This is a genomic window from Cellulosimicrobium sp. AB352, assembly GCF_049538415.1.
Taxonomy (GTDB): domain Bacteria; phylum Actinomycetota; class Actinomycetes; order Actinomycetales; family Cellulomonadaceae; genus Cellulosimicrobium; species Cellulosimicrobium funkei.
This window is the reverse complement of the sequence record NZ_JBMVFX010000001.1, coordinates 255,486-274,414: the sequence shown is the minus strand read 5'-3', so window position 1 is coordinate 274,414 and position 18,929 is coordinate 255,486. Positions and strand designations below refer to the sequence as shown.

17 protein-coding genes are annotated in these 18,929 nt (G+C 73.6%); 7 read left to right on the top strand and 10 right to left on the bottom strand.

What is annotated here, in order from left to right; translation table 11 throughout:
• Positions 1-101 precede the first annotated feature (101 nt).
• From zwf to ACPCUX_RS01220, 4 genes are all read left to right on the top strand, one after another.
• The gene (zwf, locus tag ACPCUX_RS01235) at positions 102-1,643 is read left to right on the top strand and encodes a glucose-6-phosphate dehydrogenase (protein WP_085387885.1); all 1,542 of its coding nucleotides are present in this window, start codon (positions 102-104) and stop codon (positions 1,641-1,643) included.
• 103 nt (positions 1,644-1,746) lie between these two features.
• A complete protein-coding gene (gene opcA, locus ACPCUX_RS01230; RefSeq protein WP_423388001.1) occupies positions 1,747-2,664 on the top strand; it encodes a glucose-6-phosphate dehydrogenase assembly protein OpcA in 918 nt (305 codons plus the stop codon).
• On the top strand, positions 2,661-3,455 hold the full coding sequence (pgl, locus tag ACPCUX_RS01225) for a 6-phosphogluconolactonase (protein WP_423388000.1): 795 nt from the start codon (positions 2,661-2,663) through the stop codon (positions 3,453-3,455). Before opcA ends, pgl begins: the two co-directional genes overlap by 4 nt.
• On the top strand, positions 3,452-4,144 hold the full coding sequence (locus ACPCUX_RS01220; RefSeq protein WP_137280554.1) for an O-methyltransferase: 693 nt from the start codon (positions 3,452-3,454) through the stop codon (positions 4,142-4,144). The genes pgl and ACPCUX_RS01220 overlap by 4 nt, the downstream gene beginning before the upstream one ends.
• A 28-nt stretch (positions 4,145-4,172) precedes the next feature.
• On the opposite strand, the gene ACPCUX_RS01215 is transcribed toward ACPCUX_RS01220, so the two are convergent.
• The 9 genes from ACPCUX_RS01215 to uvrC all read right to left on the bottom strand — a co-directional run bounded on the left by ACPCUX_RS01215 (position 4,173) and on the right by uvrC (position 13,875).
• Positions 4,173-4,520 carry an RNA polymerase-binding protein RbpA gene (locus ACPCUX_RS01215; protein ID WP_021481809.1) on the bottom strand — a complete coding sequence of 116 codons (348 nt, stop codon included), beginning with the start codon at positions 4,518-4,520 and terminating at the stop codon, positions 4,173-4,175.
• A 130-nt stretch (positions 4,521-4,650) separates the two neighbouring features.
• Positions 4,651-4,893, bottom strand: a complete 243-nt coding sequence (gene secG / locus ACPCUX_RS01210; protein ID WP_021481808.1) for a preprotein translocase subunit SecG — start codon at positions 4,891-4,893, stop codon at positions 4,651-4,653.
• Positions 4,894-5,101: 208 nt separating this feature from the next.
• On the bottom strand, positions 5,102-5,899 hold the full coding sequence (gene tpiA, locus ACPCUX_RS01205) for a triose-phosphate isomerase (RefSeq protein WP_085387882.1): 798 nt from the start codon (positions 5,897-5,899) through the stop codon (positions 5,102-5,104).
• Between the two features lie 71 nt (positions 5,900-5,970).
• Entirely contained in the window at positions 5,971-7,170 is a 1,200-nt protein-coding gene (locus ACPCUX_RS01200) for a phosphoglycerate kinase (protein WP_423387999.1), read from the bottom strand.
• A gap of 157 nt (positions 7,171-7,327) precedes the next feature.
• A complete protein-coding gene (gene gap / locus ACPCUX_RS01195; protein WP_043654032.1) occupies positions 7,328-8,332 on the bottom strand; it encodes a type I glyceraldehyde-3-phosphate dehydrogenase in 1,005 nt (334 codons plus the stop codon).
• Between the two features lie 362 nt (positions 8,333-8,694).
• On the bottom strand, positions 8,695-9,675 hold the full coding sequence (gene whiA / locus ACPCUX_RS01190) for a DNA-binding protein WhiA (protein ID WP_423387998.1): 981 nt from the start codon (positions 9,673-9,675) through the stop codon (positions 8,695-8,697).
• Positions 9,676-9,780: 105 nt separating this feature from the next.
• Positions 9,781-10,746, bottom strand: a complete 966-nt coding sequence (locus ACPCUX_RS01185; RefSeq protein ID WP_198947282.1) for a gluconeogenesis factor YvcK family protein — start codon at positions 10,744-10,746, stop codon at positions 9,781-9,783.
• 8 nt (positions 10,747-10,754) lie between these two features.
• Positions 10,755-11,741: an RNase adapter RapZ gene (gene rapZ / locus ACPCUX_RS01180; protein WP_051028082.1), complete on the bottom strand. Its 987-nt coding sequence runs from the start codon at positions 11,739-11,741 to the stop codon at positions 10,755-10,757.
• A gap of 19 nt (positions 11,742-11,760) precedes the next feature.
• Complete coding sequence (gene uvrC, locus ACPCUX_RS01175) at positions 11,761-13,875, bottom strand: excinuclease ABC subunit UvrC (protein ID WP_061267762.1); 2,115 nt, start codon at positions 13,873-13,875, stop codon at positions 11,761-11,763.
• Positions 13,876-14,008: 133 nt separating this feature from the next.
• Between uvrC and ACPCUX_RS01170 the strand changes: the two genes are divergently transcribed.
• Positions 14,009-14,494, top strand: coding sequence for an OsmC family protein (locus ACPCUX_RS01170; protein WP_085388754.1), 486 nt, complete (start codon positions 14,009-14,011; stop codon positions 14,492-14,494).
• 113 nt (positions 14,495-14,607) lie between these two features.
• Here ACPCUX_RS01170 and uvrA read toward each other — a convergent pair whose 3' ends face one another.
• Positions 14,608-17,604 (bottom strand): excinuclease ABC subunit UvrA, encoded by a 2,997-nt coding sequence (uvrA, locus tag ACPCUX_RS01165; protein WP_051027439.1) that lies wholly within the window; start codon positions 17,602-17,604, stop codon positions 14,608-14,610.
• 175 nt (positions 17,605-17,779) lie between these two features.
• Between uvrA and ACPCUX_RS01160 the strand changes: the two genes are divergently transcribed.
• Positions 17,780-18,487: an MBL fold metallo-hydrolase gene (locus ACPCUX_RS01160; RefSeq protein ID WP_076405018.1), complete on the top strand. Its 708-nt coding sequence runs from the start codon at positions 17,780-17,782 to the stop codon at positions 18,485-18,487.
• A gap of 106 nt (positions 18,488-18,593) precedes the next feature.
• Positions 18,594-18,893 (top strand): YciI family protein, encoded by a 300-nt coding sequence (locus ACPCUX_RS01155; RefSeq protein WP_061267760.1) that lies wholly within the window; start codon positions 18,594-18,596, stop codon positions 18,891-18,893.
• Positions 18,894-18,929 lie beyond the last annotated feature (36 nt).

The window sequence follows — 18,929 nt, the reverse complement described above, 5'->3', positions numbered from 1 at the left end:
GGGAACGGCGGCGCACCCCGTCGCGACGCCCCTATGATCCGCAGACGCCCCAGTCCTTCTGCAGTCCTCCGACCCCTCCCCGAACGGAACGGTGCCACCAGGTGAGACCGGCCAAGATCACGCCAGAGCACAACCCTCTGCGCGACCCCCTCGACCTGCGCCTGCCCCGGATCGCGGGCCCGTGCGGGCTCGTCATCTTCGGCGTCACGGGCGACCTCGCCCGCAAGAAGCTCATGCCCGCGGTCTACGACCTCGCCAACCGCGGCCTGCTGCCGCCGGGCTTCGCGCTCACGGGCTTCGCGCGCCGCGACTGGGAGGACCAGGACTTCGCGCAGGTCGTGCACGACGCCGTCAAGGAGCACGCGCGCACGCCGTTCCGCGAGGCGACGTGGCGCCAGCTCTCCGAAGGCATCCGGTTCGTCCAGGGCTCGTTCGACGACGACGAGGCGTTCGAGCGCCTGCGCGAGACGGTCGAGACGCTCGACGCCGAGCGCGGCACGGGCGGCAACCACGCGTTCTACCTGTCGGTCCCGCCGAGCGCGTTCCCCGTCGTGTGCCGCCAGCTCGCCGAGTCGGGGCTGTCCCGCTCGGCGGAGGACGCGTGGCGGCGCGTGGTCATCGAGAAGCCGTTCGGCCACGACCTCGCGAGCGCGCGCGAGCTCGACGCCGTCGTGTCGGAGGTCTTCCCGCCCGACTCGGTCTTCCGCATCGACCACTATCTCGGCAAGGAGACGGTCCAGAACCTCCTGGCCCTGCGCTTCGCCAACCAGATGTTCGAGCCCATCTGGAACGCGAACTACGTCGACCACGTGCAGATCACGATGGCCGAGGACATCGGCATCGGCGGCCGTGCCGGTTACTACGACGGCATCGGCGCGGCGCGCGACGTCATCCAGAACCACCTGCTCCAGCTCCTCGCGCTCGTCGCGATGGAGGAGCCGGTGTCGTTCGACGCGCCCTCCCTGCGGGCCGAGAAGATCAAGGCGCTCTCCGCCGTGCGGCTGCCGCGCGAGCTGTCCCGGCACACGGCCCGCGGGCAGTACGCCGCCGGCTGGCAGGGCGGCGAGGAGGTCATCGGCTTCCTCGAGGAGGACGGCATCCCCGACACCTCCACGACCGAGACGTACGCGGCGGTCCGCGTCGACATCGACAACCGCCGCTGGGCGGGCGTCCCGTTCTACCTGCGCACGGGCAAGCGCCTGGGGCGTCGCGTGACCGAGGTCGCCGTCGTGTTCAAGAAGGCCCCGCACCTGCCGTTCGAGAGCTCGCAGGCGTCGGACCTCGGGAACAACGCGCTCGTGATCCGCGTCCAGCCGGACGAGGGCGTGACGATGCGCTTCGGCGCCAAGGTCCCGGGCACCGCGATGGAGGTCCGCGACGTGACGATGGACTTCGGCTACGGGCACGCGTTCACGGAGTCGTCGCCGGAGGCGTACGAGCGCCTCATCCTCGACGTCCTGCTCGGCGACCCGCCGCTGTTCCCCACGCGCGAGGAGGTCGAGCTCTCGTGGAAGATCCTCGACCCGATCACCGCGCACTGGGCCGCGAAGGGCAAGCCCGAGCCGTACCGGTCGGGCACGTGGGGGCCGGAGTCCGCCGACGCGATGCTCGCGCGCGACGGCCGCGCCTGGCGGCGCCCGTGACCGCGCCGGCGCCCGCCGAGCGGGCCGCGCGCACCCGAGAGACCCCCCGACCCCGTCGTGCGCCGGTACGCGGCACGACCCTCCGACCGGCGAGGACCCCGCGATGATCATCGACCTGCCCGACACGACGACGAACGCGGTGAACAAGCGCCTCGTGCGCCTGCGCGACGAGGGCGGCGCGATCGCGCTCGGCCGCGTCCTCACGCTCGTCGTCATCGCGCGCGAGTCCGACGTCGAGACGTCGATCGAGGCCGCGAACGACGCGAGCCGCGAGCACCCGTGCCGCGTCATCGTCGTCGCGCCGTCCGGGCGCAGCGCGACGCCGCACCTCGACGCGCAGATCCGCGTCGGCGGCGACGCCGGCGCGTCCGAGGTGGTCGTGCTCCGCACCGCCGGGCCGCTGCTCGAGCACGCGGACACGCTCGTCATGCCGCTCCTCCTGCCCGACGCGCCCATCGTCGTCTGGTGGCCGGGCCAGCCGCCCGCGTCCCCCGACGACGACCCGGTCGGCGCCATGGCCCAGCGGCGCATCACCGACTCGATCGCGGCGAAGGACCCCGAGGCGACGCTCGCGCAGCTCGCGCAGACGTACGGACCGGGCGACTCCGACCTCGCGTGGGCCCGCGTGACGCTGTGGCGCGGTCTCATCGCCGCGGCGCTCGACCAGCCGCCCTACGAGCCGGTGACGAGCGTCGTGGTCGAGGGCCAGGCGAAGCACACGTCTCTCGACCTGCTCGCCGCGTGGCTGGGCTCGCGGCTGCGCTGCCCGGCGCAGGTGGTGCGACGGCGCGGTGCCGAGGCGATCACGCGCGTGACCCTCGAGCGCAAGAGCGGGCCGATCGTCCTCGACCGCCCCGACGGCCGCACGGTGACGATCAGCCAGCCGGGCAAGCCCGACCGCCGCGTCGCGCTGCCCATCCGGACGCTCAGCGAGGCCCTCATCGAGGAGCTGCGCCGTCTGGACCCCGACGAGATCTACGGCGAGGTGCTCACCAAGGGCCTGCAGAAGGTGGGCGCGTGACCGCCGCGGGGCCGGGCACCCCGGCGCGCCTGGTCGTCGTGCACCCCGACGCCGGCGTGCTCGCCGAGGCGGTGGCGTCGCGGCTCGTGACCCGCCTGCTCGACGTGCAGTCGGTCCGCCGCCCCGTGCACGTCGTGCTGACGGGCGGGACCGTCGGGATCGCGAGCCTGGCCGCGCTCGCGCGCCACCCGGCGCGCGACGCCGTCGACTGGTCGGGTGTGCACGTGTGGTGGGGCGACGAGCGCTTCCTCGCGTCGGGCGACGGCGAGCGCAACGAGACGCAGGCGCGCGCGGCGCTGCTCGACCACCTGCCGCACCTCCCGCCCGAGAACGTGCACCCGATGCCGGCCGCGGACGCGGCCGCGACCCCCGAGGAGTCGGCGACCGCGTACGCGGCGACGCTCGCGGAGCACGCGCCGGACGGCGAGCGGGTCCCGGCCTTCGACGTCCTGCTGCTCGGCATGGGCCCTGACGGCCACGTCGCGTCGCTCTTCCCCGACCACCCCGGGCTCGACGTCACGGGCACCCCGACGGCGGGCGTCCACGGCTCCCCCAAGCCGCCGCCCGAGCGCGTCACGCTGACGTTCGAGGCGATCGCGCGGGCCCGTCAGGTGTGGGTCGTCGCGGCGGGCGCCGAGAAGGCACCCGCGGTCGCGTCGGCGCTCGCCGGCGCATCGCCGCGCGAGACCCCGGCCGGCGCGGTCGCGGGGACGGAGGCCACGCTGTGGCTCGTCGACGTCGCCGCGGCCGGCACCGGGACCCCGACCGAGACGGACGAGGGTCGGGCGTGACGACCGGCGGCGAGCACCCGGCGGACCCCGCGGCCACGTGGGACGCCGTCGACGCGTACTTCGCGCCCCTGGTGGCCGAGGACGACGTGCTCGCCGCCGCGTCGGCGCGCGCCCGGGACGCCGGTCTCCCCGAGATCCAGGTCTCCCCCGCCCAGGGCCGGCTGCTGCAGCTCCTCGCGCTCGCGTCGGGCGCGCGGCGCATCCTCGAGGTCGGCACCCTGGGCGGCTACTCGACGATCTGGCTCGCCCGGGCTCTTCCCGCCGACGGCACGCTCGTCACGTGCGAGATCGACCCGGCCCACGCCGCCGTCGCGCGCGAGTCCCTGGCCGCGGCCGGGCTCTCCGGAACGGTGGACGTCGTCGTCGGACCGGCCGCCGACACGCTGCGAGGGCTCGTCGCGGACGGCGCCGAGCCGTTCGACCTCGTGTTCGTCGACGCGGACAAGCCCTCGAACCCGGTCTACCTCGACCTCGCGCTGCGGCTCTCGCGCCCCGGGACGCTCCTCGTCGTGGACAACACCGTCCGCGGCGGGGCCGTCGCGGACGCGGCGAGCACCGACCCGAACGTGCTCGGCGTGCGGGAGATGGCGGATCGCGTCGTCGCGGACCCGCGCCTCGACGCCACGGCCGTGCAGACCGTCGGGTCCAAGGGCTACGACGGCTTCGTGCTCGCGCGCGTGCGCGGCTGAGCCGCTACCCGGACCGTCCCGGCCGGGTTCAGCGGCCGCGGCGGGCGCGCAGCGCGGCGAGCGCCTCGTCGAGGATCGCGACGCCGTCCTCGTCGCTGCGCCGCTCCTTCACGTACGCGAGGTGCGTCTTGTAGGGCTCGTTGCGCGACGGCGTCGGCGGGTGCTCCTGGTCCTGACCGGCCGGGAACCCGCACCGCGGGCAGTCCCAGGTCTCCGGCGCCTCGATGCCCGCCTCCGACGAGAAGCTGGGTCGCGTCTCGTGGCCGTTGGCGCACCAGTACGACACCCAGAAGCGCGGCGCGATCTCGCCGCGCTCGGACTCCCCGAGCGGTCCCGCCCCGACGCGCGACCCTCGGATCGCGTTACCACCTGCCACGTGCTCTCTCCCCCGTCCGTGCCGCCGTCGGCACTCGTTCCTGCCCGGACCGCGCGACCGTGCGCGGCTTGCCCCCTGCCGACTGCGGACTCTCCTGCCGTCCCGACGACGCCCCGGTGGGCGCGTGCGGTCAGACGACCTTCTGGAGGAGACCCAGGAGCACGATGACGACGGCCCAGACGAGGGCGAACGCCACGGTGATGCGGTTGAGGTTGCGCTCGGCGACGCCGGAGCTGCCCACGGAGCTCGAAATCCCGCCGCCGAACATGTCGGAGAGGCCGCCACCCTTCCCCTTGTGCATGAGCACGAGCAGGGTGAGGAAGGCGCTGGTCAGCACCAGCAGGATCTGGAGGATGATGCGCAGCACGTCCACGAGTACGTCCTTGAGGCTCAGGGCCGGCCCGACCGATGTCGGGACCGACCGCACGGTTGTCGTGCACGGGCGTGACCCGCGGCACAGGGGACAAGAGTAGGCGACGTGGGGCCGCCGCGGCCAACCCCGTCCGCCGCCGTCCCCGGACGGTGGCCGACGGCCCCGGGACGCGGTCCCGGGGCCGTCGGTGCGGGGTGCGAGGCGGAGGTCAGGCGCCGGTCGCGTGCGACTGGTATCGCGCGATCTTCGCGAACTCCTCGGGGTCGAGGCTCGCGCCGCCGACGAGCGCGCCGTCGACGTCCGGCTGGGCCATGATCGCGGCCACGTTCGACGACTTCACCGAGCCGCCGTACAGGACGCGCGTCGCGTTCGCGAGGTCCGCGTCGTACAGGTCGCCGAGGGCGCCGCGGATCGCACCGCAGACCTCCTGGGCGTCCTCGGGCGTCGCGACCTCGCCCGTGCCGATGGCCCACACGGGCTCGTACGCGATGACGAGCGTCGCGAGCTGGGGGGCGGGGATGCCCGCGAGGGCGCCCTCGACCTGGGCGAGCGTGTAGGGGATCTGCTCGCCGGCCTTGCGCACGTCCAGGCCCTCGCCCACGCACAGGATCGGGGCGATGCCCTGACCCACGGCGGCGACGATCTTCTCGTTCACCAGGGCGTCGGTCTCGCCGTGGTACTGGCGGCGCTCCGAGTGCCCGATGGCGACGTAGCTCACGCCGAGCTTGGCCAGCATCGACGCCGAGATCTCGCCCGTGTACGCGCCCTCGGCGTGCGCCGAGACGTCCTGCGCGCCGTACTTGAGCTCGAGCTTGTCCGCGTCCACGAGCGTCTGCACCGACCGGAGGTCGGTGAACGGCGGCAGCACGGCGACCTCGACGGCCGCGTAGTCGTGCTTCGCGTCCTTCAAGGTCCACGCGAGCTTCTGCACGGTGTGGGTCGCCTGGTGGTGGTCCAGGTTCATCTTCCAGTTGCCCGCCATGAGCGGGGTGCGGGTGTTCGCCACGGGTCCTTCTTCTCTCTGTGGGGCCCGCGCCGCCCGCGGGAGCGGGCGGCGCGGAGGGGTACGGGGGGCGGTCAGCCCTCGAGGACGGAGATCCCCGGCAGGTCCTTGCCCTCGAGGAACTCGAGGCTCGCGCCGCCACCGGTCGAGATGTGGCTGAAGCCCGCCTCGTCGAAGCCGAGGATGCGGACCGCGGCGGCCGAGTCGCCGCCGCCGACGATGGTGAACGCGCCGTTCGCCGTCGCGTCGACCAGGGCCTGGGCCACGGCGCGCGTCCCGCCCGAGAACGCCTCGAACTCGAACACGCCGGCGGGGCCGTTCCAGACGACGGTCTTCGCGTCGACGATCTTGCTCGCGAAGAGCTTGGCCGACTCGGGGCCGATGTCGAGGCCGATCTTGTCGGCCGGGATCGCGTCCGCGGCGACGACCTCCTGCGGCGAGTCCGCGGCGAACGCGTCGGCCACCACGATGTCCGTCGGCAGGACGATCTCGACGCCGTTCTTCTCCGCGTCCGCGAGGTAGCCCTTGACCGTGTCGATCTGGTCCTCCTCGAGGAGGGACTTCCCGACGCCGTAGCCCTTCGCCGCGAGGAACGTGAACACCATGCCGCCGCCGATGAGCAGGCGGTCCGCCTTGGTGAGCAGGTTCGCGATGACGCCCAGCTTGTCGGAGACCTTCGAGCCGCCGAGCACGACCGCGTAGGGGCGCTGCGGGTCCTCCGTCGCCTTGCGCAGCGAGTCGACCTCCTTGAGGACGAGCTCGCCCACCGCGGACGGGAGCACCTGCGCGACGTCGTAGACCGACGCCTGCTTGCGGTGCACGACGCCGAAGCCGTCGGAGACGAAGACGTCCGCGAGCTGCGCGAGGTCGCGGGCGAGCGCCTGGCGCTCCGCGTCGTCCTTCGACGTCTCGCGCGGGTCGAACCGGATGTTCTCCAGCAGCGCGACCTCGCCGTCGCCGAGCGCGGCGACCGTCTCGCGCGCCGAGTCGCCGACGACGTCCTGCGCCAGGTGCACCGGCACGCCGAGCAGCTCGCCCAGGCGGGCCGCGACGGGCGCGAGGGAGTACTTCGGGTCCGGCTCGCCCTTGGGGCGGCCGAGGTGCGCGGTGACGATCACCTTCGCGCCCGCGTCCGTCAGCTTCTTCAGCGTCGGGAGCGCGGCGCGGATGCGCCCGTCGTCCGTGATGGTCGTCCCGTCGAGCGGGACGTTGAAGTCGGAGCGGACGAGGACGCGCTTGCCGCGCAGGTCGCCCAGGGAGTCGATGGTCTTCATGCGGTCTCCTACGGTTCTGTCGCCGTCGTGCGGGACGCCGACCGGCAGCCGGCCCGGCCCGCACATGAGGACGTCCGCGTGCGCATCACCGGGCGGTGCCGGGACGCGCACGCGGACGCATGGTGCTACGCAGGGATGTGCTGCGTCAGCAGGTGGCTCAGAGCTTCTCGCCGACCAGGGCGGTCAGCGCGACGAGGCTGTTCGAGTAGCCCCACTCGTTGTCGTACCAGGAGACGACCTTGACCTGGTCGCCGATCACCTTCGTGAGCTTCGAGTCGAAGATGCTCTGGTGCGGGTTGGTGACGATGTCGCTCGACACGATCTCGTCGTCGACGTACTCGAGGATGCCCTTGAGCGGGCCCTCGGCCGCCGCCTTGAGCGCGGCGTTGACCTCGTCCACCGTGACCTCGCGCGAGGCGGTGAAGGTGAGGTCCGTCGCCGAGCCCGTGATGACCGGGACGCGCAGCGCGTAGCCGTCCAGCTTGCCCTTGAGCTCGGGCAGGACGAGCGACACGGCCTTGGCCGCACCGGTCGAGGTCGGGACGATGTTCTGCGCGGCGGCGCGGGCACGACGCAGGTCGCGGTGCGGGCCGTCCTGGAGGTTCTGGTCACCCGTGTAGGCGTGGATCGTGGTCATGAGACCACGCTCGATGCCGATCGAGTCGTTGAGCGCCTTGGCCAGCGGGGCGAGGCAGTTCGTGGTGCACGACGCGTTCGAGATGATGTGGTGCGCGGCCGGGTCGTACTGGTCCGAGTTCACGCCCATGACGAACGTGGCGTCCTCGTTCTTGGCCGGGGCCGAGATGATGACCTTCTTGGCGCCGGCGTCGATGTGCGCCTTCGCCTTGGTCGCGTCGGTGAAGAAGCCGGTCGACTCGATGACGATGTCGGCGCCGAGCTCGCCCCAGGGGAGGTTCGCCGGGTCGCGCTCCGCGAGCGCGCGGATCTTCTTGCCGTCGACGACGATGTTGTCGTCGTCGAAGTCCACGCTCAGCGGGAAACGGCCGAGGACCGTGTCGTACTTGAGCAGGTGCGCGAGCGTCTTGTTGTCCGTGAGGTCGTTCACGCCGACGATCTCGATGTCGGCGCCCGACTCGACGATGGCGCGGTAGAAGTTCCGTCCGATACGACCGAAGCCGTTGATACCGACGCGGATGGTCACAATGCCCTCCTCAGGGCGCGCCGGTTGTCCCGACGCACACGGTTGATGCCGAACGATCACGTACGCCGTCGTACGCAGGTGGTGATCGCGCCCGTGCCCCGCTGCCCGGATCCCGGCACAGCACCCTCCGTGCTCGTGGACCGTCACGGCGACAGCCGGGACCACCCACGCCCACGAGGGGTGTCAGCGAAGGAGCACGTCGTTGTCACCTGACACTGACGAGCCTATACCAACACCACTCCGTCATGTGACCTGAATCCCATGCTTCGGGACCATCGTCCCGCCGGTGCGTGACGTCCAGGGGACGGGCGCCGCGGCGTCGGGCGCGCGGCGCGACGGTCGCGGGCGGAGGGCCGCGCTCCTCAGAGGTCGAGCAGCTCCGGGCTCAGCCCCGCCTCGGTGTCCGGGATGCCGAGCTCGGCGGCGCGCTTGTCGGCCGTCGAGAGCAGGCGCCGGATGCGCCCCGCGACGGCGTCCTTGGTGAGCGGCGGGTCGGCGAGCTGACCGAGCTCCTCGAGCGACGCCTGCTTGTGCGCGAGGCGCAGCTCGCCGGCCTCGCGGAGGTGCTCCGGCAGGTCGGGCCCCAGGATCTCGAACGCCCGCTCGACCCGGGCGCCCGCCGCGACGGCGGCGCGCGCCGAGCGGCGCAGGTTGGCGTCGTCGAAGTTGGCGAGCCGGTTCGCCGTGCCGCGCACCTCACGACGCGCGCGCCGCTCCTCCCAGACGAGGACCGCCTCGTGCGCGCCGAGGCGCGTGAGGAGCGCGCTGATCGCGTCGCCGTCGCGGATCACCACGCGGTCGATCCCGCGGACCTCGCGCGACTTGGCGGACACCCCCAGGCGCCGGGCCGCGCCGACGAGCGCGAGGGCGGCCTCCGGGCCGGGGCACGTGATCTCGAGGGCCGACGAGCGCCCGGGCTCCGTGAGGGACCCGTGGGCGAGGAAGGCGCCGCGCCACGCGGCCTCGGCCTCCTCCACCCCGCCGGAGACGACCTGCGGGGGCAGCCCGCGCACGGGCCGGCCGCGCTGGTTGAGGAGGCCCGTCTGGCGGGCCAGGGACTCGCCGTCGCGCACGACCCGCACGACGTACCGGCTGCTCTTGCGCAGCCCTCCGGCGGACACCACGATCAGCTCGCTCGTGTGGCCGTAGACGTCGGCGATGGTCTCGCGCAGGCGCCGCGCGGCGATGGCCGTGTCGAGCTCGGCCTCGATGACCACACGACCGGAGATGAGGTGCAGGCCGCCCGAGAAGCGGAGCATCGCGGACACCTCCGCCTTGCGGCACGAGGTCTTGTCCACCCGCAGTCGTGCCAGCTCGTCCTTCACCTGTGCCGTGAGCGCCATGCGGGACATCCTGCCACCGATGGGAGCGTGTCGCGGCGGCGTCCCGGAGCGCGCGGGCGGCCGTCGCGGTGTCCGGCCGCGGGGGTTGGAGCAGGCGGCGAGGGCTCAGCGGGCGGGCGAGCCGACGTCCCCGAGGACGTCGTCGAACACGTCGCGGTAGGCGGCCGCGAGCCGCAGCGCGTCGTGCCGCGGCGTGCCGTCGCCCCGACGGACCTGGCGCAGCAGGAGCCGGGCGCCCATGCGCGCCGCGGCCTCCGCGAGCTGCTCGGTGTCCTCGACGGCGGACGGGTCGGCCACGACGGCGTCGATCCGCAGCTCCGGCGCGTGCTTGTGCAGCACCTCCAGGTGCTCCGTCGCCGTGAGCCCGAACGTCTCCCCCGTCTCGCTCGACAGGTTGAGCGTGACGCACCGGCGCGCCGAGGTCTCGTGCAGCGCGCGTGCGAGCTCGGGCACGAGCAGGTGCGGCATCACCGACGAGAACCACGACCCGGGACCGAGCACGACCCAGTCCGCCTCCTCCACGGCCCGCACCGCCTCCGGGCACGCGGGCGGGTCGGCGGGCACGAGCCGGAGCTGCTCGATGCGGTCGTGGGTCACCGCGACGCGGCTCTGCCCGACGACGGTCTCGAGCCGGCCCTCCGCCCAGACGTCCGCCTCGATCCGCAGCGGCACGGCCGCCATGGGGAGCACCCGGCCCCGCGCCCCGAGGAGCTTGCCCACCCAGTCGAGACCGGCCACCGGGTCGTCGAGCAGCTCCCACAGCGCGACGATGAGCAGGTTGCCCACCGCGTGGTTGTCGAGGTCGCCCTCCGACGTGAACCGGTGCTGCAGGAGCGCGCTCCACGTGCGGCCCCACTCGGAGTCGTCGCACAGGGCCGCGAGCGCCATGCGCAGGTCCCCCGGCGGCAGGACGCCGAGCTCCTCGCGCAGGCGCCCCGAGGAGCCTCCGTCGTCGGCGACGGTGACGACCGCCGTGAGGCGGTCGGACATGAGCCGGAGCGCCGACAGGCTCGCGGAGAGCCCGTGGCCGCCGCCCAGGGCGACGACGGCGGGGTTGCGCAGGCTGACCACGGCGCCGCTCACTCCTTGCCGAGGTCGCGGGCCGTGACGATGACGCGCTGCCCCTGGGCGCGCAGGCGTGCGGCGATCGCCTCGCTGATCGCGACGGACCGGTGCTTGCCGCCCGTGCAGCCGACGGCGATCGTCACGTACCGCTTCTCCTCCCCGAGGTACCCGGCCAGCACCGGCTCGAGCGCGTTCACGTACCGGTCGACGAACTCGAGCGCGCCGGGGCGCCCGAGCACGTAGTCGCGCACGGGCGCGTCCCGGCCGGTGAGGTGGCGCAGCTCGGTGATCCAGTAGGGGTTGGCGAGGAACCGGACGTCGACCACGTGGTCCGCGTCGAGCGGCAGCCCGTACTTGAACCCGAACGAGACGACGTTGATGCGCAGCGTCTCGGGGGTGCCGTCGGCGACGGCGGCGCGCACCTCGCGCGCGAGGTCGTGCACGGTGAGCTCGGACGTGTCGATGACGACGTCGGACCGCTCCTCCAGGCTCGCGAGCAGACGGCGCTCCTCGGCGAGACCGTCGAGGATGCGCCCCTCCCCCTGCAGCGGGTGCGGGCGCCGGACCTGCTCGTAGCGCCGCACGAGCACCTCGTCGGACGCGTCGAGGAACAGGATGCGGTAGAACACGCCGCTCTGGCGCAGGTGGTCGAGCACCTCGACGAGGTCGGTGAAGAACTCGCGCCCGCGCACGTCGACGACGGCCGCGATGCGCTCGAGCGTCGAGCCGGACCGAGTCATGAGGTCCACGAGCGGGACGATCATGCGCGGCGGCAGGTTGTCGACGACGTACCAGTCGAGGTCCTCCAGCACGGCGGCGGCCCGGGTGCGGCCGGCACCCGACATGCCCGTGATGATGAGCACCTCGGCCTCGCTCGGCTCGGGGGCGTGGGTCGCGGCCTCGATCGCGGGGATGCCGCTGGGGACGGTGGTCGGGGAGGGCTCCGGCACGCGGGCAGGCTGGCCCTGCGGGCTGAGGTCCGGGGTCGGCTCCGAGGTCATGCCCCCAGCATGCCAGCCGTCACGCGCGGGCCGCGGCCTCGTCCTGCGCCGGAGTGTCCTGGGAGGGCCGGTCGTCCGTGGTCCCGCCGCCGAGCGCCGCGACGACGGCCTGCGCCGTCCGCTCGCCCATGCCGCGGACGGACGCGATCTCCTCGACGCTCGCGGCGCGCAGCCGCTTGAGGGAGCCGAAGTGCTTGAGGAGCGCGGTGCGCCGCGCCGGGCCGAGGCCGGGGACGTCGTCGAGCGCCGAGGCCGTCATGCCCTTGCTGCGCTGCCTGCGGTGCTGGGCGATCGCGAAGCGGTGCGCCTCGTCGCGGACGCGCTGGAGCAGGTACAGGCCCTCGGAGGAACGCTGGAGGATGACGGGGTACTCCTCCCCCGGCAGCCAGACCTCCTCGAGCCGCTTGGCGAGGCCGCACAGCGCGACGTCGTCGATGCCGAGGTCGGCCAGGGCGCGCGCCGCGGCGGCGACCTGCGGCGGGCCGCCGTCGACGACGACGAGGTTCGGCGGGTACGCGAAGCGCGCGCGCCGGTCCACGGGCGCGTCGGGGTCGACCTCGCCGCTGCGCGGCACGTAGCCCGCCGCCTCCGCGGCACGCTCCGCCCGGCGCGCCGCGGCGTCGGACCCGTCGGCGACGTCGTCCGCCTCGAGGTCCAGCTCGACCTCGCCCGAGCGCGAGCGGTCGGACAGGTAGCGCTTGAAGCGGCGCGAGATCACCTCGTACATCGCCGCCGTGTCGTCGGCCGCGCCGTCGCCGTCCGGGCCGCGGACCGTGAAGTGCCGGTACTCGCTCTTGCGCGCGAGCCCGTCCTCGAAGACCACCATCGAGGCGACCTGGTACGTGCCCTGGTTGTGCGAGACGTCGTAGCACTCGATGCGCAGCGGCGCCGTCTCGAGCTCGAGCGCTTCCTGGATCTCGCGCAGCGCCTGGCTGCGGGTCGTGAGGTCGCCCGCGCGCCGCGTGCGGTGCAGCGCGAGCGCGTGCTCCGCGTTGGCCCGGACCGTCGCGGCGAGCTCCTTCTTGTCGCCACGCTGCGGCACCCGGACGTCGACCCGCGCGCCCCGCAGCCCGGAGAGCCACGTGGTGACCTGGTCGGTGTCCGGCGGCAGGACGGGCACGAGGACCTCGCGCGGCACGGCGTCGCGCGCGAGGTCGCGCCCGGCGCGCGTCCCGGCGTCCGCCGCCACGGCCTCCTCCGCCGCGCCGTACACCTGCTGGAGCAGGTGCTCGACGAGCTCGGCGTCCGTGACGTCCTCGACCTTCTCGACGATCCAGCCGCGCTGACCCCGGATGCGACCGCCGCGCACGTGGAACACCTGGACGGCCGCCTCGAGCTCGTCCCCCACGAGCGCGAACACGTCCGCGTCGGTGCCGTCGCCGAGCACGACCGCGTTCTTCTCCGTCGCGCGCTGGAGCGCGGCGATGTCGTCGCGCAGCCGTGCCGCGGCCTCGTACTCCATCGCGGCGGCGGCCTCGTTCATCTTGCGCTCGAGCCGGCGCACGAACCGCTGCGTGTCGCCCGCCATGAAGTCGCAGAAGTCCTCGGCGAGCGCCTTGTGGTCCTCGGGCGTGATGCGCCCGACGCACGGCGCCGAGCACTTGTCGATGTAGCCGAGCAGGCACGGCCGGCCCGTCTGGTGGGCGCGCTTGAAGACCCCCGCGGAGCACGTGCGCACGGGGAACACCCGCAGCAGGAGGTCGAGCGTCTCGCGGATCGCCCACGCGTGGCCGTAGGGCCCGAAGTACCGCGTGCCGGGCCGCTTCGCGCCGCGCATCACCTGGGCGCGCGGGAACTCCTCGCCCATCGTCACCGCGAGGTACGGGTACGACTTGTCGTCGCGGTACTTGACGTTGAACCGCGGGTCGAACTCCTTGATCCACGTGTACTCGAGCGCGAGCGCCTCGACCTCGGTGCCGACGACCGTCCACTCGACCGACGCGGCCGTCGTGACCATCGTCTGGGTGCGGTGGTGCAGGTTCGCGACGTCCTGGAAGTAGTTCGACAGGCGCGCGCGCAGGTTCTTGGCCTTGCCGACGTAGATCACACGGCCGTGCTCGTCGCGGAACCGGTAGACGCCCGGCGAGGTGGGGATCTCCCCCGGCGCAGGGCGGTACGTCGCGGGATCTGCCATGTTCTCCAGCCTAGGTCAGGCCACCGACGCCGGTGGCTCGGGTGTGGGGCGACGCGGGGACGCGGGACGACGGACGCGGTGGCGCGGGGACGGCGCCGTGTGACGCGCGTCACCGGCCGTTAGGGTGGCGGCCATGAGCGCACAGCACGGCTACGCCGCGACGACCCGCTGGACCGGCGCGGGCGACCGCGGCACCGCGTCCTACACCGCCTACAGCCGCGACCACGAGGTGCTCCTCGACGGGAGGCCGCCGCTGCCCGGCTCCGCGGACCCGGCGTTCCGCGGCGACCCGACCCGGTACAGCCCCGAGGAGCTGTTCCTCGCGAGCCTGTCGCAGTGCCACATGCTGTGGTTCCTCCACCTCGCGGCCGCGGCGGGCGTCGTCGTGCGCGAGTACGTCGACGACGCGACCGGCACCATGCGGGTCGAGTCCGGGGGCGAGGGCCAGTTCACGGACGTCACGCTGCACCCGCGCGTGGTGGTCGACGACGGACCCGGCACGGACGAGGCGGCGCTGGCGACCCTCCACCAGCGCGCGCACGACCACTGCTTCATCGCGCGCTCGGTGAACTTCCGCGTGCTCGTCGAGCCGGCGCCCGCCCGGCGCGCCGCCGCCTGACGCCGGGCACGGCGAGCGCGCGGCCCCGACGCGGCGAGCACCGAGCACGCCGCGCGGGTGCGGGCCCGCGCAGGTACGGGCCTGTTCGAGCCCGCACCCGCGCCGCACCGTCGTTACGCCGCGGACGCCTTGCGGCGCCCCGTCTTCGGCTTCTCGTCGGTCGCCCGACGCGCCGCCGCGGACCGGCCCTTCGTCGACTTGCCGGCCTTCGCCGCAGGCGCCGACGCCCCGGAGGACGCCGACGGCGCGGGCCCGACGGGCACGGGGTCGTGCCCCTCGAGGATCTCCGCGAGGAAGCGCCCGGTGTGGCTCGCCTCCACGCGCGCGACCTGCTCGGGCGTCCCCTGCGCGACGACCTTGCCGCCGCCGGAGCCGCCCTCGGGGCCCATGTCGACGACCCAGTCCGCGCTCTTGATGACGTCGAGGTTGTGCTCGATGACGAGGACGCTGTTGCCCTTGTCGACCAGCGACTGGAGCACGCCGAGCAGCTTGCGGATGTCCTCGAAGTGCAGGCCCGTCGTCGGCTCGTCGAGCACGTAGATCGTGCGGCCCGTCGAGCGCTTCTGCAGCTCGCTCGCGAGCTTGACGCGCTGCGCCTCGCCGCCCGAGAGCGTCGGGGCCGGCTGCCCGAGCCGGACGTAGCCCAGGCCGACCTCGACGAGCGTCTTGAGGTGCCGCGAGATCGCGGGCACGGCCGCGAAGAACTCGGACGCCTCCTCGATCGGCATGTCGAGCACGTCCGCGACGGTCTTGCCCTTGAAGTGCACCTCGAGCGTCTCGCGGTTGTAGCGCGCGCCGTGGCACACCTCGCACGGCACGTAGACGTCCGGGAGGAAGTTCATCTCGATCTTCAGCGTGCCGTCGCCAGAGCACGCCTCGCAGCGGCCGCCCTTGACGTTGAACGAGAACCGGCCCGGCGTGTACCCGCGCACCTTGGCCTCGGTCGTCTCCGCGAACAGCTTGCGCACGTGGTCCCACACGCCGGTGTACGTCGCGGGGTTCGATCGCGGCGTGCGCCCGATCGGGCCCTGGTCTACGTGCACGACCTTGTCGAGGTGCTCGAGGCCGGTGACGCGCGTGTGGCGGCCCGCGACCTGCCGGGCCCCGTTGAGCTCGTTGGCGAGGACGGTGTAGAGGATCGAGTTCACGAGCGTGGACTTGCCGGAGCCGGAGACGCCGGTGACCGCGGTGAACGTGCCGAGCGGGAAGCTCACGTCGATGCCCGTGAGGTTGTGCTCGCGCGCGCCGACCACCTTGATCTGACGGCCCGGGTCCGTCGGGCGCCGCTGCGCCGGCAGCGGGATGCTGCGACGCCCCGACAGGTACGCGCCCGTGACGGACTCCGGCGCCTCGAGCAGGCCCGCGTAGTCGCCCGAGTGCACGACGCGCCCCCCGTGCTCCCCCGCGCCCGGGCCGATGTCGACGACCCAGTCCGCGGTGCGGATGGTGTCCTCGTCGTGCTCGACGACGATGAGCGTGTTCCCGAGGTCGCGCAGGCGCGTGAGCGTCTCGATGAGCCGGCGGTTGTCGCGCTGGTGCAGGCCGATGCTCGGCTCGTCCAGCACGTAGAGCACGCCGACCAGGCCCGAGCCGATCTGCGTCGCGAGCCGGATGCGCTGCGCCTCGCCGCCGGAGAGCGTCGCGGCCGGTCGCTCGAGCGAGAGGTAGTCGAGGCCGACGTCGAGCAGGAACCCGAGGCGCGCGTCGATCTCCTTGAGGACCTCGGTCGCGATGGCGCGCTCGCGCGCGCCGAGCTCGAGCGAGCCGAGGAACGCCGCGGCCTCGCGCAGGGGCAGGCGGCACACGTCCCAGATGGACCTGCCGCCGACCTTGACCGCGAGCACCTCCGGCTTGAGGCGTGCCCCCTGGCACACGGGGCACGGGACCTCGCGCATGAAGGCCTCGTACTTCTCCTTCGACCAGTCCGACTCGGTCTCGGTGTGCCGGCGCTCGAGGAAGGTGATGACGCCCTCGAAGCCGGTCGAGTACTGCCGCTCACGGCCCCAGCGGTTCTTGTACCGCACGTGCACCTGGTGGTTCTGGCCGTGGAGCACGGCCTTCTTCGCGCGCTCGGGCAGCGCGCGCCACGGCGTGTCCATGGAGAAGCCCAGGTCGTCCGCGAGCGCCGTGAGGACGCGCTCGAAGTACTCCGACGAGATCTGCGCCCACGGCGCGACCGCGCCCTCGCGCAGCGACTTCTCGTCGTCCGGCACCACGAGGTCCGGGTCCACCTCGAGACGGAACCCGATGCCCGTGCACTCCGGGCACGCGCCGTACGGGGCGTTGAAGGAGAACGTGCGCGGCTCGATCTCGTCGAGCGCGAGCTCGTGGTCGTTCGGGCACGCGCGCTTCTCCGAGAAACGGCGCTCCCGGGCCGGGTCGTCCGCGTCCGCGTCGACGAGCTCGACGACGACGAGCCCGCCCGCGAGCCCGAGGGCCGTCTCGACCGAGTCGGTGAGCCGGCGCTGGACGCCCTCGCGCGCGACGAGGCGGTCGACGACCACCTCGATGTCGTGCTTGAGCTTCTTCTCGAGCGCCGGGACGTCCGTGAGGGTGCGCACCTCGCCGTCGACGCGGGCGCGGGCGAAACCCTTGGTCTGCAGCTCCTTGAAGAGCTCGGAGTACTCGCCCTTGCGGCCGCGCACGACCGGGGCGAGGACCTGGTAGCGCGTGCCCTCGGGCAGCTCGAGGAGGCGGTCGACGATCTGCTGCGGGGTCTGCGCGGTGACGCGCTCGCCGCACACCGGGCAGTGCTGCGTCCCGGCGCGCGAGAACAGCAGGCGCAGGTAGTCGTAGACCTCGGTGATGGTGCCGACGGTCGAGCGCGGGTTGCGGTTCGTGGACTTCTGGTCGATCGAGACCGCGGGAGACAGGCCCTCGATGAAGTCGACGTCCGGCTTGTCCATCTGGCCGAGGAACTGGCGCGCGTACGCGGACAGCGACTCGACGTACCGGCGCTGCCCCTCCGCGAAGATGGTGTCGAAGGCGAGCGACGACTTGCCCGAGCCGGAGAGCCCCGTGAAGACGATGAGCTTGTCGCGCGGGAGGTCGAGGTCGACGTTGCGCAGGTTGTGCTCGCGGGCACCGGAGATGACGAGGCGATTGCTCACCGCAGCATCGTACGGCGGACCACCCACACTCGCACAGGTGTTCGACGTCACCTCCGCACGGCACCCGGCGAACGCACACGAGCGCCCCACGTCCACGCGCTCCGCCGTGACCCGGGTCACCGCGGCCCGGGGTCGCGGCGCACCGCCCGCCGCGAGCGGACGGCACACTGGGCGCATGACGTACACCGGACAGGTCGCCGTGGGCGGCCCGCACGACCTGCGACGCCTCGACGAGGTCGAGATCCGCAAGCTCGCCGTCGGGCCGCTCGCGAACGACGTCTACCTCCTCACGTGCCGGCGCACCGGCGCCCAGCTCCTCGTCGACGCCGCCGACGCGCCCGACGACGTGCTCGGCCTCGTGCGGGCGGGCTCGCCGTCGGGACGGCTCGACGGCGTCGTCACGACGCACCGGCACGCCGACCATCTCCGGGCGCTCGCGCCGGTCGTCGGTGCGACGGGCGCGTGGTCGGCTGCCGGCGAGCCCGACGCGGACGCGGTCGCCGCGGCGTCCGGCGTACCCGTCGAGCGCCGCCTACGGCACGGGGACGTGCTGCGGGTGGGCGCGATCGACCTCGAGGTCGTGGCGCTGCGCGGGCACACGCCGGGCTCCGTCGCGCTCGCCTACCGCGAGCCGGACGACGTCGCCGAGGCCGACGCCGTGCCCGGCCGGGTGCACCTGTTCACCGGGGACTCGCTCTTCCCCGGCGGGGTCGGGAACACCGACCGCGACCCGGCGCGGTTCGCGAGCCTGCTGTCCGACGTCGTCGAGCGGGTCTTCGACCGGTTCGACGACGCCACGTGGGTCTATCCCGGTCACGGCGCCGACACGACGCTCGGTGCCGAGCGGCCGCACCTCGCCGAGTGGCGTGAGCGGGGCTGGTAGCGCGTGGCCGATGGCGCGGGACCGGTAGCGGGCGGCAGGCAGCACGGGGGCAGCCGAGGCGCGGACCGGGCCCCGCGCCGTCGGGCCGGCCTGGTTCACTGGCTCCATGCCGATCCACGCCGTCACCTACGTCTACGCCGACCGCAGCGCCGAGCTCGACGCCCTGCGACCCGAGCACCGCGCGTTCCTCGCCGACCTCCACACCCGGGGCACGCTGCTCGCCTCCGGTCCGCTTCCCGCCCACGAGGACGCGCCCGCCGGAGCGCTGCTCGTCCTCGACGGGGAGACGCCCGACGCCGTCGCCGCGGTCCTCGACGAGGACCCCTTCGCGCGCGCCGGGCTGGTCGCACAGCGCGCGGTCCGCCCGTGGTCGCCGGTGATCGGCGACTGGGCGGACCGCGTCTGAGCCGGGCCGCGCGCTCGCCGGCACCGCCGTCCCGGC

Coding starts and splice junctions, on each gene's coding strand:
- opcA (WP_423388001.1), top strand. CDS start 1,747: ATGATCATCGACCTGCCCGACACGACGACGAACGCGGTGAACAAGCGC.
- ACPCUX_RS01200 (WP_423387999.1), bottom strand. CDS start 7,170: ATGAAGACCATCGACTCCCTGGGCGACCTGCGCGGCAAGCGCGTCCTC.
- whiA (WP_423387998.1), bottom strand. CDS start 9,675: ATGGCGCTCACGGCACAGGTGAAGGACGAGCTGGCACGACTGCGGGTG.
- rapZ (WP_051028082.1), bottom strand. CDS start 11,741: ATGACCTCGGAGCCGACCCCGGACCTCAGCCCGCAGGGCCAGCCTGCC.
- uvrC (WP_061267762.1), bottom strand. CDS start 13,875: ATGGCAGATCCCGCGACGTACCGCCCTGCGCCGGGGGAGATCCCCACC.
- ACPCUX_RS01170 (WP_085388754.1), top strand. CDS start 14,009: ATGAGCGCACAGCACGGCTACGCCGCGACGACCCGCTGGACCGGCGCG.
- ACPCUX_RS01160 (WP_076405018.1), top strand. CDS start 17,780: ATGACGTACACCGGACAGGTCGCCGTGGGCGGCCCGCACGACCTGCGA.
- ACPCUX_RS01155 (WP_061267760.1), top strand. CDS start 18,594: ATGCCGATCCACGCCGTCACCTACGTCTACGCCGACCGCAGCGCCGAG.